Genomic DNA, 13,920 nt, shown 5'->3' on the forward strand with positions numbered 1-13,920 from the left:
GAAAGCAGCCGTTCTGGAGGCGGTCTGACTTAGCCGGGGACCCGCACCTGGATCAGCGCGTGGGTGCCACTGGTGCGCCAGCGCTGGTCCTCCGCCGCGACCAGTTCGGCCTCCGTACGGCTGTCGAGGCCGGTGATCACATCGGACTTCAGGGTGCGCAGGGCGGCGACCGGGCCGGGGAAGTACGCGGTGACGTCCCCGAAGGGGGTCGTCGGGGACCAGAGCCGGTCGCCCACCAGGCGGCGGTAGTTGAGGTCGCCCTTGAAGATCGTGAGCGTGGCCGAGGCGAACTCGGCGCGCAGGTCGCCGGGCATCTCCTCGTACGGCAGCGGGGCGCTGGAGAAGGGGTGGGCGCGCAGGACGAGGCGGCCGTCGGCCAGGGCCGACCACAGCTGCCGTCCGTGCTCGGCGGCCGCTCCCCCGGCTCCGGTCAGCCGGCGCAGCGCGTCGACGACGTCGGCGGTGGTGGCGTCGGAGACGTAGTAGGGGTACGGCTTGATGTGCAGGACCGCCCGTGAGATCCGGCCGTGGGCCAGGAGGTGGGCGATGAGCAGCAGGTCGGGCACGAGTTCGCGGCCCGCGTTGTCGGCGACCAGGCAGAGGGTGCCGGTGCCGGTCGTGCCGAGCAGCGACCACAGTGCGTCGCTGTCGTCGGCCACCAGGCCCGGGGCGGCGTCCGCGTCCCGCGCTCCCTCGGCGGAGAGACGGAAGCCGAGGTCGGCCCGGTTGCCCCAGAGGGAGCCGTGCAGCAGGGCCTGTGCCTGTTCGCCGACGGGCCGGTTCGCGAGGTCGTCGAGTGCGGCCAGTTCCTCGTCGGTCTCGGCGGAGTCGAGTTCGGCCAGCTTGAACGAGCGGAAGGGGTCAATGCCCTGCCAGGGGCCCGGGCCGAAGTACCCGACGGCCTGGAGCAGTCGCCGGTAGAACCAGCTCTCGGACCACAGCCACGGCACGTCGAACCAGGAGCGGCCGGTGTACTCGCCGAGGCCCCAGGTCTCCCAGAGGTCCCGGTCGTGCGCGTCGGCGGGGAGCGGTTCGATCTCGCCCTTGGTGCAGTTGGCCAGCAGTTCGTCGAGCGCGCGGTGCTGCCCGGGTTCGTAGGGGAAGGCCTCGCGGACCTGCCGGATGATCGCGGGGTGCCGCTCGGCCAGCACGCTGTGGGGGAACGAGCCCGGCTGGTTGCCGAGGAGCACGGGTGGGGTGGGGGTGTCGGGCATGCGGCTCACCGTAGCGCGCGGCCCCCCTGCCCGGGTCGCACCGGTCAGACCGGCGCGATCTCCCGCTCCAGCCGGGCCGCCAGACTCAGATAGCGGGCGCGGCGCGTCACCGGGACCAGGCTGCGGATGAGTATGTTCCACATCTCGGCGGTCCTGCGGGGCTGCCGCGCGACGGGCTCGCGGGAGCGGCCCACGACGCGGGTGCCGACGAAGAAGCAGACCAGGGAGTGGGCCACGACATCGACGTCGATGTCCGGGTGGACGTCGGATTCCTTGACGGCGCCGACGAGCCGGTTCGTGACGATGTCCAGCCACTCCGTGAAGGGGTGGCTCAGCGGCGGCCGCGGCTCGATCCCACCCGTGGCGAGCCGCAGTCCGGCCCGCAGGACCGGGTCCTCGACGGACATGCGGGTGATGCCGAACGTGAGGCGCATCAGCGCCTCCAGTGAGGTGTGGCCGCGGCTGTCGGTCTCCGTCGCCAGTCTGCGGGCGGTGTGCGACTGGAGTTCGAGGATCGCGTGGGCGAGATCCTCCTTCGCCGCGAAGTGGAAGTACAGGGCACCCTTGGTGACCTGAGCGTGCTCCACGATGTCGCTGAGACTGGTCGATTCGTAGCCGCGACGGTCGAACAGGTCAGCGGCTGCCGTGATGATCGTCGAGCGGGTCTGCTCGGCTCGCAACTGCCTCGCCATCGGCTGAACTCTCCCGGGACGGAAATGAACGGGTCATGCCGTTTGTTTTTACCCCTCGTACACGATAACTCACCCTCAGACGGCGCTCACCACCCCAGTGTGCCGGAGTGCGGGTGCACATCCGGCAAAACAACCGCGCCCGGTGAAACAAAACAGCGCGTTCGGTATCTGACTGTGGGGGTTGTGCGGGCAGACGTAAAGGCGGGCCGGCCGGTGCCCCATCCGCACCGGTCGACCCGCCCGCTGGTGAGCGCGAATCAGAAGGTCAGCTTCCAGTTGTTGAGCGTGCCCGTGTCCTGCGCCGAGGTGTCCTGGACGCGCAGCTTCCAGGTGCCGTTGGCGGTCTCGCTGGACGCGTTCACCGTGTAGGTGGTCCGCACGTCGTCGGCGGAGTCCGAGGCGGCGGACTTCAGGCGGTACGTCGAACCGTCCGGCGCGACGAGGTCGATGACGAGGTCGCCGCGGTAGGTGTGGGTGATGTCGACGCCGACCTGGAGGGCCGAGGGGGCGTTGCCGCTGCGGCCGGTGACGCTGATCGGCGACTCGATCGCCGCGCCGTTGTCCGGGACGGCGACCGCGGTGGTGCTGGAGAAGGTCGTGCCGGTGGACGTACCGCCCTTGACGGCCTGGACCGTCTTGGCGGCGTCCGCGAGGCCGGCGCCGCAGCCGCCGGAGCAGGTGCCGGGCAGGGCGCGGGCATTGGCCTTGATGGCCGACTCGATCTGCGCCGGGGTGAGGGCGGAGTTCGCCGACTTCAGCAGCGCGGCGAGGCCCGCGACGTGCGGGGTGGCCATGCTGGTGCCCTGGTAGGCGGCGTAGTTCTCGCTCGACGGCGTCTTCGTGCCGGAGTTCAGCGTCGACAGGATGCCGTTGGCGGAGGAGGTGCGGGTCTCGCCACCGGGGGCGGAGATGTCCACCAGCGAGCCGAAGTTGGAGTACGAGGCACGGCTGCCCGCGCGGTTGGTCGCGGCGACGGAGATGACGTTGTTGCAGTTCGCCGGGGAGGAGTTGGAGACGTTCTGGTTCTCGTTGCCGGCCGCGACGACGACCGAGGTGCCGCGGTTCACGGCGCCGGTGATGGCGCTCTGCGTGGCGGTGGAGCAGGCGCCGCCCCCGCCGAGGCTCATGTTGATGACCTTGGCGACGTTGGTGTTGGCGGGCACACCGGAGACGGTGCCGCCCGACGCCCAGGTGATGGCGTCGATGATGTCGGAGTCGTAGCCGCCGCACTTGCCGAGGACGCGGACCGGGGAGATCTTCGCGCCGTAGGCGATGCCGGCGATGCCCTTGCCATTGTGGGTGGCGGCGGCGATGGTGCCGGCCACGTGGGTGCCGTGCCAGGAGGAGGTGGAGGCCGGGATGCCCGTGCCGCACTCATTGGCGTTGTACCAGTCGCCCGGGTCGGCCGGGTTGCTGTCACGGCCGTTGCCGTCGACGGAGACGGCGGTGTCGGAGATGAAGTCGTAGCCGCCGACGATGTTCGCGGCCAGGTCGGAGTGGGTGACATAGCCGGTGTCGATGACGGCGACGGTCACACCGCTGCCGGTGGTGGTGTCCCAGGCGGCCGGGACGTTCATGCCCGCGGTGGACTCGAACAGGTCCCACTGCTTGCTGTAGTCGGTGTCGTTCGGGGTGACGGCCGTCGGCTTGTTCAGACGGTCTGGAACGACGTAGGCGACCTGCGGGTCGGCCTGGTACTGGGCGACGACATCGGCGACGGACGCGCGGGTGGTGTCGGCGCCCAGGTCGACGAGGGCGGCACCGGTGCCGAGGCGGCGCTGGAAGTCGACGTCCTCGCCGGTCTTCTCGGCCTTGGCCTCGGCGTCGGCCTCAGCGGCCTTGTTCGACTTGGCCTCGGTGGCGCCGGACTTGTAACCGACGATGAGGCGCTCGGCCGTGGCGCCGGGGGCGGCCTCGGTCTGCGCGGTGGGGACGGCGGCGGGGCCCGGGGCGGACTCCTGGGCGACGGCGACCGAGGCGGGGGCGGCGGTCAGCAGCGCGGCGGAGACGACGGCGACGGATATCAGCTTCCGTCTGAGCTCTGGGGAGGTACGCACGGTCGTTGCCTTTCGTGGCCGGACTCCGGGCTGGGCGGAGCGGCAGCGGACTCGCTTCGTCCTCGAAGCGGAGGGGGGTGGTTCGAAAAGCGACGCGATGGCCGGCCAGGCGCGAGAAGACGAGCGGACCCGTTCGGGGTTACCTGTAGGTCGGCTGTGCTCGGCTGTGGTCGAACGATAGGCAAAGGGAAGGTCATCGGGATACGGGGGAAACCCTCGATCCGGCCGGGAACCCACCCTCTATGGAGGGCAGTTGGCGCGAATGGCCTCTTTTCGAACACACCATGCGTGGTGAACGCGCCAGGAGGCTTTCCCGTACTGCACTACCGACCGTTGCCGCCCCGGCCGAGGAGACGCAGAGGGATGCCTCGTACGACCGCACACCGCACCGCACTCGCGGCCGCCCTCGTGACTCCGCTGCTGCTGCCGCTGTGGGCCGCCGGCCCCGCGGGGGCGCACGGCGCGCCGACGGATCCGGTGAGCCGGGTGGTGGCCTGCTCCCCCGAGGGCGGCGAGCGCGCCGGCTCGGCGGCGTGCCGCGCGGCCGTCGCCGCGAACGGCGCGCCCTTCACGGCCTGGGACAACCTGCGGATCGCGAACGTGAACGGCCGTGACCGGCAGGTCGTCCCCGACGGGAAGCTGTGCAGCGGGGGGCTGCCGGCCTACCGGGGCCTCGACCTCGCCCGCGCCGACTGGCCGTCGACCCGGATGACGCCCGGCGCGACGCTGACCATGCGCTACGTCTCGACGATCCCGCACACAGGCACGTTCCGGATGTACCTGACGAAGCCCGGCTACGACCCGGCCGGGCCGCTGTCCTGGTCCGACCTGCCCGAGAAGCCGTTCGCGGAGGTGACGGACCCGGCCCTGACGGACGGCGCCTACCGCATGAAGGCGACCCTGCCGTCCGACCGGACCGGGCGGCACGTGCTGTACACGGTGTGGCAGAACAGCAGTACGCCGGACACCTATTACTCGTGCTCGGACGTGGTGTTCCCGGAGAAGGCGGCGGCGTCTCCGGAGGAGAAGGAGCAGAAGGAGAGCGAGAAGACGGAGGCAGAGGAAGAGGAGAAGGAGAAAGAGAAGGAGAAGAAAGAGCAGGAGCAGAAGCAGGACCCGGCGGAGAACTCCGCCGCCCCGCAGACGCCCCAGCAGCCGCAGCAGCAGCAGCCCCAGGACGAGCACACCCCGGTCGCCGCCACCTCCGGCCCCGGCTCGGGCCCGTCCACGCCCATGCTGGCGGGCGGCGCCGCGGCGGTGCTGTTGCTCACCGGCGGCGCCGCCCTGGCCGTACGACTACGGCGACGCTGAACGAACCTTCCTGGCAGCTCAGTTGACGTTGATGGCCACGCCGCCCGTCGTCACCGGGGCGTACTTGGCGGTGAAGAAGGCGTTGCTGAAGCAGAGCGACGAACCGGAGACCTTCGTGAACTGCTGGTTGGTGAAGGAGATGCTGTGGTCGGCGTTGCTCGCGGTGCCGGTCAGGCTCGGTGCCTGGTAGACGCAGGTGATGCTGCCCAGCAGGGTGCGCAGCTTGACGGTGGACTGGATGGCGGAGCTCGCGCCCGGGGTCACGGAGACGGTGCCGTCGGAGGACACGCTGGTGGTGTAGGGCAGGTTGTCGACGGTGATGCCGCTGACGCCGAGCGAGCCGACGACGTTGGTGGTACAGCCGCTGGTGTCGAAGGTGTGCGAGGCGAGGGACTCGGTGGCGGTGCCCGGGGCGGCCGGGTTGTCGGTGACCTTGGCGGAGAACGCCGACGAGGTGCACGAGATGCCGCTGGTGCCGGTCGCGCTGGAGTAGAAGGTGGCGGCGGTGCCGCTCGCCAGGGACGCGTCGAGGACGTCGCCGACCGCGACGGCCGCGCCGTCGGTCGTGGTCAGGACGGGGGTGTCGGCCGCGGAGGCGGGGGCGGCGAGGCCCAGGGCGGCGACGGCGGCGGTGAGGGAGAGCAGGGTGCGCATGCGCATGCGGGTGTACCTCTTTCAGAAGCGGGGGGTGAGGGGGCGGGGGACGCGCGTCGGCGTCCGCCGCCACCGGTCCGTCACGCCTTCTCCGTACGTGACGGACCGGCGACGGCAGTCCGGTCACCGGCCGGAGGCACGCACGGGGGGCGCGGCTCCGGCCGGGCCGGGCGGGGGGTGGCTGGTGGCGCGGCTCCAGAGGAAGCGGCCGTGCCGTGGAGGGGTGGACTCGGGCGATGGAAAGCCCGTGCGGACACACCGGGCGGCGGGATGCCCGTCCGGGACGCCCGTTCTGGAGGGGCGGTCCGGGGCGCGCGAACGGTGCCGCGCGGCGGATCCGGCGCCACGGATCCGGTGAGACGAGGAGAGTTGTAGACCTACCGGTGAGTCAACGTCAAGGCATGACAAGGGAGTTGTGCGCTGCCTGAGAGTTTCCGAACGCCGTTGACTCACATCCGGCGCACATTCCACACTCTTTGTTCACACTTCCCTTGACCCTTGATGTAACCCCCGGTAACTTCCGACTCGGCTACTGCGGCGTAACGAGAAAGCCCTTGCAACCGACGGGAGTTGCGGGAGGACGTGCGTACGCGGTCGGTGTCCGCGCCAGGGCAACGTGCCACCGAAGTCCCGATCCGCACCGACACGCACCTGGAGCAGACATGACCTCCTCCGCCGAGCACACCCCCGAAAGACCGGACGGCACCGCCGTCGCCGACGCCCCCGCGCGCCGCGGCCGGGTCCGCGCACGCCGGGCCGCGGTGATGGCGGTGCCGGCCACCTTGGTCGCCGCGAGCCTCGCGGTCCTCACCGCGGAGGGGGCGCTGGGTGTGCAGTTCGCCATCTCCGGCATGCCCTTCACGGTCACCGCGACGGAGCTGAAGGGCAACGGCTTCGCCCAGTTCGGCGGTCTGGACGAGATGGCCGAGGGCAGCCCCAACGCCGGTGAGACCGGCGGCCAGGTGCTGGTCGTCACCTCCGTGATCAAGGACGCGACGCTCACCAAGCTGTGCCAGAGCGTGGACCTGGGCGGCACCAACCTGGTCATCCGGGCGGGTGAGGGCGCGCAGAAGGTCCGGGCCACCGATCTGACCACCGACTCCACCCAGCTCTCGGGCGACGCGGCCTTCACCAACATCGAGATCGGCAACGACGCCAGCAAGCTCAACAAGGCCGGGGAGCTGGGCCGCGGGCCGATCGGCGTGTTCAGCCAGCAGTCCGACACCGTGCGCATCAAGAACTTGCGGCAGACCAACTACGCCACGACAGCCGGTGTGTTCAAGCTGCCCGGGCTGAAGCTGGGCTTCAGCGGGTCGGGCTGCTGATGCCCGGCGGCTCACGCGGAAAGGTCCGGCCCGCCTTCCGCCGGTGGCGGGCGGGCCGTCCCTTCTGGGGCGGGCTGCTGCTCACCCTGGGCGGGGCGGAGGTCCTGCTCACCCTGAAGGCGTCGCTGGACGTCATCCTGCACGTCGGCATGCAGGGGCTCGCCGGCTATCTGCTTCCGACCGTGATGCTGCTGTGCGGTGTGCTGATCCTCTTCAACCCCGCCCAGCGCCTGTTCTACTCGGTCATCGGGGTCCTGGTCTCCCTGGGCACCTGGATGACCTCGAACCTGGGCGGCTTCTTCGTGGGCATGCTCCTGGGCATCGTCGGAAGCTGCCTCACCTTCGGCTGGCTTCCGGACCAGGAGCCGCGCGTCAGCCGGCGGCAGCGCAGGAAGGCCGCCGAGGCCGAGCGGGCCCTGGCAGCGCCCCTGGAGCGGGAGGCCGGCCAGACCGTCTGAATCAGGCCCCGTGACTCTCTTCTCAGGCCAGTGCTTCCGCATCCCCTGACATCGCCCGGCCGCGGCCACTTGGCTGGGCGGGCCACGCATTCGCCCACGCGGCGGGCGCGCGGCGCGCAACAGCCGTCAGCCCAGGGAGAGTCCGATGGATCAGACCCACCCGATTGTGATCGACCCGACCGGCCGCGACATCCACGGCGAGGCGACCCGGATCCGCGAGCGCGGACCCGTCACCCCCGTCGAACTCCCCCACGGTGTCCCGGCCTGGGCGGTCAGCAGCACCCCGCTTCTGAAACGGCTGCTCACCGACCCGCGGGTGTCGAAGGACCCGCGCCGGCACTGGCAGCGCTGGACCGACGGCGAGGTCTCACCGGACTGGCCGCTGTACACCTGGGTCGCGGTGCGAAGCATGTTCACGGCCTACAGCACCGAGCACAAACGATTGCGCGCCCTGGTCTCCAAGGCGTTCACCGGCCGCCGCACCAACGCGCTGCGGCCACGGATCGAGGAGATCACCGGCGCGCTGCTCGACCGGGTCGCCAAGGCGGGGGCCGACGGCCACGCGGCCGATCTGCGGGAGGAGTTCTGCTACCCGCTGCCCATCCAGGTCATCGGCGAACTCCTCGGGCTGCCCGAGGAGCTGGGGGACGAACTGCGGGTCGTGGTGGACGGCGTCTTCTACACCTCGGCCGACGCCGCCGAGGTCGCCGACATCTACGCCCGGTTCTACGCCGTCCTCGGCGAACTCGTCGCCGTGAAACGCGCGGCGCCCGGCGACGACCTCACCTCCGCGCTGATCGCGGCCCACGAGGAGGAGAGCGGCACGCGGCTCAGCGAGCAGGAGCTGCTCGACACGCTGATGCTGATGATCAGCGCCGGTCACGAGACGACGGTCAACCTGCTCGACAACGCCGTCCACGCGCTGCTCACCCACCCCGGGCAGCTCGCGCACGTCCGCGACGGGCGGGCCTCCTGGGACGATGTGATCGAGGAGACCCTGCGGGCCGAGGCACCGGTGGCCAGCCTGCCGCTGCGGTACGCCGTCGAGGATCTGCCCCTCGGTGAACTGGGCGGCCCGGACGGCGCGGTGATCCGCCAGGGCGAGGCGATCCTCGCCGCGTACGCCGCCGCCGGACGCGACCCGCAGCTCCACGGCCCGGACGCCGCCGTCTTCGACGTGACCCGTGCCGCGAAGGACCATCTGGCCTTCGGCTACGGCGTCCACCACTGTCTCGGCGCCCCGCTCGGCCGGCTGGAGGCGCGCGTGGCCCTGCCGGCCCTGTTCGAGCGGTTCCCCGGCCTCACCCTGGCCGCACCGGCCGGGGAGCTGCGGCCGGTGGACTCGTTCATCTCGCACGGCCATCGGACGCTGCCGGTCCTGACGGGCTGACGGACCCCTCGGAGGGTGCCGGATCACGGGTGTCCGGCTCCGCGGAGGCCGGTCCCCCGGCGCCCTCCTCCTTCATCGCCTTCGCCTCGCTCTTCAGGATCCGCATCGAGCGGCCGAGTGAACGCGCCGTGTCCGGCAGCTTCTTCGAGCCGAACAGGACGATCACGACGATCGCCACGATCAGCAGATGCCAGGGCTCCAGTCCGTTGCGCAGCACGTCATGCCCTCCCTCTCTTCAACAGTTGCTACATTGCGCAACTGTACAACCCCCGGGCGAGAGGCGAGCGGACGCCGATGACGGTCAGCAGCATGCGCAGGACAGAGCCACCACGGCACCGGGTCGCGTCCCGGGACCAGAGGCGTCGGCGCGGTCGCCGCCGCCGGGGCCCACGCGTCGCCCTCCTGGTCGGCCTGGCCCTGCTGGTGCTCGCCGCGGGCGGTGCAGGCTGGCTGTATCTGAAGCTGGACGGCAACATCAGCACCTTCGACTCCGGCGGCCTCTCCGACGACCGCCCCGGGGCCGGCTCGTCGAAGGGCGAGAACATCCTGGTCATCGGCTCCGACACGCGCACCGGCGGCAACAGCGCGCTGGGCGGCGGCGAGAAGGACGACGTGGGCCGCTCCGACACCGCGTTCCTGCTGCACGTCTACGCCGACCACCAGCACGCGCTCGCCGTCTCCATCCCGCGCGACACCCTGGTCACCGTCCCGTCCTGCAAACTGCCCGACGGCGGCTGGACGAAGGCGCGGCCGGACACGATGTTCAACGCCGCGTACTCGGTCGGGCAGACCCCCGAGGGCAACCCCGCCTGCACCCAGAACACGGTCGAGCACCTCACCGGACTGCGCGTCGACCACACCGTCGTCGTCGACTTCAAGGGTTTCGCACGGCTGACGGAGGTGGTGGGCGGCGTAGGGGTGTGCCTGCCGAAGGACGTGTACGAGAACGACCTGAACCCGCATCTCACCGCCCCCGGCAAGCTGCTGTTCCACCGGGGCGAGCAGAGCGTGTCGGGACAGCGGGCGCTGGACTACGTCCGGATCCGGCACGGCATGGGCGACGGCAGTGACATCGGCCGGATCAAGCGGCAGCAGGCGTTCGTGGCCGGTCTGCTGAAGGAGGTGAAGAGCAAGGGCCTCACCCCGACGCGGCTGTTGCCGCTGGCCGACGCCGCCACCGAGTCCCTGACCGTCGACCCTGGCCTCGGCTCCGCCGACAAGCTGATCTCCTTCGCGATGTCCCTGAAGGACATCGACCTGCACAACACGAAGTTCGTCACCCTGCCCTGGCGCTACGAGGGTTCCCGGGTGGCGATCGTGCAGCCGGACGCCGACGCCCTGTGGGCCGCGCTCAAGGCCGACCGCACGATCGACGGCCAGGACGCCGGCGGAAAGCAGACCGGATCGTCGGATTCCCCCGCCCCGGCGGCGTCTCCCTCCGCTTCCTCGTCCCCCGCGCCGGTCTCCGGTGACGGCATCGAGGTCGCCGTCTACAACGGCACCGCCGTCCCCGGTCTGGCCGCCCGCGCCGCCGAGTCCCTCACCGCGGACGGCTTCACCGTCACGGATACGGCGACGGCGTCCGAGCAGGACCACACGGCCACGCTGGTCGAGTACGGCCCGGGCCTGGAGGACCGGGCGCGGACCGTCGCGGCGGCCTTCCCCGGCGCCGAGCTCCGGTCGGTGACCGGCAGCGGGATCAGCGTCGTACTGGGGCAGTCGTACGCCGACGACCCGTCAGCGACGGCGTCGGCGTCCCCGGCTCCGACCTCCTTGCCGTCCGAGGTCGCCGACGGGGCCCGTTCGGCGGACGACGATCCCTGCTCGGACCTCACCTACGGCTGACGCCGCCGGAGCCGGGCCCTGGCCGCCGTCAGGGCCAGGGCGTACAGGCCGAGCACCACGGCGGGCAGCAGGTAGTAGGCGGCGGGCAGGACCGTCATGCCGAGGGCGCTGCCGAGGGGGCTCGGCGGCAGCAGCAGTCCGACGGCGGCGAGACCGGCCGCCGCCAGCCCGACCGGGCCCGGCACACGGCTCCCCTCGACGCCCCGGCCGCTGCGCAGGAGCAGCATCACCAGGGCCTGGGTGAGCAGGTTCTCGGTGAACCAGGCGGAGTGGAACACGGCCTCGTCGTCGACGGCGTCGGGGCCGTCGAGCGCGAGGGCGAGGACGGCGAAGGTGGCGAGGTCGGCGAGCGCGTTGAGCAGGCCGAAGCCGGTGACGAACCGCAGGAAGGAGCGCGGCCGCAGCACGGCCGGGCCGCGCAGCGCCGCCGCGCCGGGACGGTCGTGGGCGAAGGCGAGCTGGGCGGCGTCGAAGCACAGGTTCTGCGCGAGCACCTGGGCCGGGAGCATCGGCAGGAAGGGCAGGAGCAGTCCCGCGGCGAGCATGGCGACGACGTTGCCCAGGTTGGAGGAGAGCGTGACGCGCAGGTAGGAGGCGATGTTGCCGCTCGCGTGCCGGCCGGCCGTGACCGCGTGGCCGATCGCCGTGAGGTCCTTCTCGGCGAGGACGACATCGGCGCTCTCCCGGGCCACGCCGACGGCACAGCGGGGTGCGAGAGAGACGTCGGCGGTACGCAGCGCGGCCACGTCGTTCACGCCGTCGCCGAGGAATCCGACGGTGTGCCCGGCGGCGCGCAGGGCGGCGACGAGGCGGGCCTTGTCCTGAGGGGTGCAGCGGGCGACCACGGTCGTCCCGGCGGCTTCGGCGTCCGTCAGGTCCGCGGCGGTCCGTACCCGCCCCAGATCCAGGCCCAGTTCCCGGCAGGCCCGGGCCGCGGTGGCCGGGTGGTCGCCGGTGAGGACCTTGACGGTGACGCCGCGGTCGGCCAGGCCGCGCAGGGCTTCGGCGGCGGTCGGGGCGAGGGCGTCCCGGAAGGTCACCAGGCCCCGGAAGGCGAGGCCCCGGGGGTCGGTCGGCGGGCTCGCGGCGGCGGGGCGGTCGGCCGTGGCGAGGGCCAGCACCCGCAGCCCGGTGTCCGCCTCCCGGGCGGCAAGCGCCAGCAGCCGGTCACGCTCACCGGGTTCCGTCGCGCAGCGCTCCAGTACGGCCTCGACGGCTCCGGTGACGACGACGGTGTGCCGTCCGAGGGAGCCGCGTACCACCGCCGTCGCGATCCGCCGTACCGGGTCGAACGGCACGGCGTCCACCCCGTCGTACTCCTCGCCCACCGGCCCGGCCGCCTCCAGCAGGGCCTCGTCGAGGGCGTCGGGGGCGGGCAGTTCGGCGAGCTGGAGGGTCCACCAGGCGCCGACGGCGGCCCAGCGCAGGATCTCCGGGTCGTCCCGCCCGGCCGGGTCGAGGGAGCGTGCGACGACCGGCCGGTCCTGGGTGAGGGTGCCGGTCTTGTCGACGCACAGCACGTCGACGGCGCCCAGGTCGTGCAGCGCGGGCAGCCGTTTGACGATGACGCCGTGGGTGCGGGCCAGGAGGGCGGCGCCCCGGGCGAGGCAGGTGGTGACGATCACCGGCAGCATCTCGGGCGTCAGACCGACGGCGACCGCGACGGCGAAGGGCAGGGTCTCCAGACCGCGTCCGCGCAGCGCCGCGTTGGCCATCAGCACCAGGGGCGGGGTCAGCAGCATGAACCGGATCAGCACCCAGGAGATCCCGTGCACGGACCGGTCGAAGGCCCCGCCCTCCCGGCGCGCGGCGGGCTGCCGGTGCGCGGCGGCGAACCGGGTCCCGGTGCCGGTGGCGACCACGACGGCGGTGGCGGTGCCCGAGGCGACGCTGCTGCCCTGGAGACACAGAAGGGACTCGCCCGTCCCGTCCGCCCTCTTGGCCACCGGCGCCGACTCCCCGGTGAGGGCCGCCTCGTGCACCGTGAGTCCCCGCGCCCGCAGCAGCCGTACATCGGCCGGGATCAGGTCTCCCGGGCCGAGGCGGATCACATCGCCGGGGACCAGTTCGGCGACCGGTATCTCCCGGGGCTCCGGCGGCTCCCGGCCGTCGGCCCGGCGGAGTACCGCGGCGGTGCCGGCGACCAGCTCGCGCAGGGCGGACATGGACCGGTCGGCCCGGTGCTCCCCGGTCGCGCGCAGCACGCAGCTCACGACGACCAGGGCGAGGATGACCACCCCGGTGCCCCAGGACGCTATGGCGACGGACACCAGGCCGAGGCAGAGCAGGACGGCGGTGAAGGGGTCGCGCAGGGCGCGCACGGCCCGCAGGGGCCAGGAGGGTGTGCGCACCTCCGGCAGCGTGTTCTCGCCGGAGGCGATCAGCCGCGCCTCGGCCTCGGCCTCGGTCAGCCCTCGGGGCCCCGACTCCAGCCGCCGCAGCACCTCCAGGGTGGTGCCCTCGGCGGGCTCAGAGGCCATGGAGCCGGCGGCGCGCCGGTGCGGCGCGGTCGGTGAGCCGGTCCACCAGGAGCCGTACGACGTCGACGATGTCCGGGTCGTCGACGTAGTAGACCTGCCGGCGGCCCTCGCGGCGGGAGCGGACGAGGCCGGCCAGCTTCAGCTTGGTGAGGTGCTGGCTGACCGCGGGCAGCGCGCCGCCGACCCGCTCGGCGAGCCCGGTCACGTCGCTCTCGCCCTGGGCCAGCGCCCAGACGATGTGCAGCCGGGCGGGCGAGGCCAGCAGCCCGAAGGCCGCGGCGGCCTGGGCGAGCACATCGGCGGAGGGGTCCTCGAAGCCACTGCCGGCTGCCGCCACCGTGATCGCCCCTTCCGTCGTGTCCGTCGCGCCCGTCGTCCCGCGAGCCGCACCAGTTTAGGCGGCTCGCGGGACCCGCCCCGGAAAGCCGTTTCTTCCCTCGCGGGGCCAGGAGTGATGGAATCGCGCGCAGCGGTCCAACCGTGGCCGGTGGCAA

At 72.2% G+C, this 13,920-nt stretch carries 12 protein-coding genes; 5 read left to right on the forward strand and 7 right to left on the reverse strand.

The window, feature by feature from the left end; genetic code table 11:
- Positions 1-29 precede the first annotated feature (29 nt).
- The 3 genes from KJK29_RS07045 to KJK29_RS07055 form a co-directional block, all read right to left on the reverse strand.
- On the reverse strand, positions 30-1,214 hold the full coding sequence (locus KJK29_RS07045; RefSeq protein ID WP_215117844.1) for a damage-control phosphatase ARMT1 family protein: 1,185 nt from the start codon (positions 1,212-1,214) through the stop codon (positions 30-32).
- 44 nt (positions 1,215-1,258) lie between these two features.
- A complete protein-coding gene (locus KJK29_RS07050; protein WP_215117845.1) occupies positions 1,259-1,906 on the reverse strand; it encodes a ScbR family autoregulator-binding transcription factor in 648 nt (215 codons plus the stop codon).
- A 257-nt stretch (positions 1,907-2,163) separates the two neighbouring features.
- Entirely contained in the window at positions 2,164-3,963 is a 1,800-nt protein-coding gene (locus KJK29_RS07055) for a S8 family peptidase (RefSeq protein ID WP_215117846.1), read from the reverse strand.
- Positions 3,964-4,326: 363 nt separating this feature from the next.
- On the opposite strand from KJK29_RS07055, the gene KJK29_RS07060 reads away from it, so the two are divergent.
- Positions 4,327-5,274 (forward strand): lytic polysaccharide monooxygenase, encoded by a 948-nt coding sequence (locus KJK29_RS07060; protein WP_215117847.1) that lies wholly within the window; start codon positions 4,327-4,329, stop codon positions 5,272-5,274.
- A gap of 18 nt (positions 5,275-5,292) precedes the next feature.
- On the opposite strand, the gene KJK29_RS07065 is transcribed toward KJK29_RS07060, so the two are convergent.
- On the reverse strand, positions 5,293-5,934 hold the full coding sequence (locus tag KJK29_RS07065) for a Tat pathway signal sequence domain protein (RefSeq protein WP_215117848.1): 642 nt from the start codon (positions 5,932-5,934) through the stop codon (positions 5,293-5,295).
- Positions 5,935-6,590: 656 nt separating this feature from the next.
- Between KJK29_RS07065 and KJK29_RS07070 the strand changes: the two genes are divergently transcribed.
- The 3 genes from KJK29_RS07070 (at position 6,591) to KJK29_RS07080 (ending at position 9,101) form a co-directional block, all read left to right on the forward strand.
- Entirely contained in the window at positions 6,591-7,253 is a 663-nt protein-coding gene (locus KJK29_RS07070) for a DUF6230 family protein (protein WP_215117849.1), read from the forward strand.
- Entirely contained in the window at positions 7,253-7,711 is a 459-nt protein-coding gene (locus KJK29_RS07075; protein ID WP_215117850.1) for a DUF6114 domain-containing protein, read from the forward strand. The genes KJK29_RS07070 and KJK29_RS07075 overlap by 1 nt, the downstream gene beginning before the upstream one ends.
- 145 nt (positions 7,712-7,856) lie before the next feature.
- Positions 7,857-9,101 (forward strand): cytochrome P450 family protein, encoded by a 1,245-nt coding sequence (locus KJK29_RS07080; protein WP_215117851.1) that lies wholly within the window; start codon positions 7,857-7,859, stop codon positions 9,099-9,101.
- Here KJK29_RS07080 and tatA read toward each other — a convergent pair.
- Positions 9,058-9,318 (reverse strand): Sec-independent protein translocase subunit TatA, encoded by a 261-nt coding sequence (gene tatA / locus KJK29_RS07085; protein WP_215117852.1) that lies wholly within the window; start codon positions 9,316-9,318, stop codon positions 9,058-9,060. The genes KJK29_RS07080 and tatA overlap by 44 nt on opposite strands.
- Positions 9,319-9,410: 92 nt before the next feature.
- On the opposite strand from tatA, the gene KJK29_RS07090 reads away from it, so the two are divergent.
- Complete coding sequence (locus KJK29_RS07090; RefSeq protein ID WP_251057731.1) at positions 9,411-10,946, forward strand: LCP family protein; 1,536 nt, start codon at positions 9,411-9,413, stop codon at positions 10,944-10,946.
- Here KJK29_RS07090 and mgtA read toward each other — a convergent pair.
- Together mgtA and KJK29_RS07100 are read right to left on the reverse strand one after the other, a co-directional pair.
- Positions 10,937-13,426: a magnesium-translocating P-type ATPase gene (mgtA, locus tag KJK29_RS07095; protein ID WP_215117854.1), complete on the reverse strand. Its 2,490-nt coding sequence runs from the start codon at positions 13,424-13,426 to the stop codon at positions 10,937-10,939. The two genes, KJK29_RS07090 and mgtA, sit on opposite strands and share 10 nt — an antisense overlap.
- A complete protein-coding gene (locus tag KJK29_RS07100; protein ID WP_215117855.1) occupies positions 13,416-13,763 on the reverse strand; it encodes an ArsR/SmtB family transcription factor in 348 nt (115 codons plus the stop codon). The genes mgtA and KJK29_RS07100 overlap by 11 nt, the downstream gene beginning before the upstream one ends.
- Between the last annotated feature and the right edge of the window lie 157 nt (positions 13,764-13,920).

This window comes from Streptomyces koelreuteriae, from assembly GCF_018604545.1.
GTDB classification, from domain to species: domain Bacteria; phylum Actinomycetota; class Actinomycetes; order Streptomycetales; family Streptomycetaceae; genus Streptomyces; species Streptomyces koelreuteriae.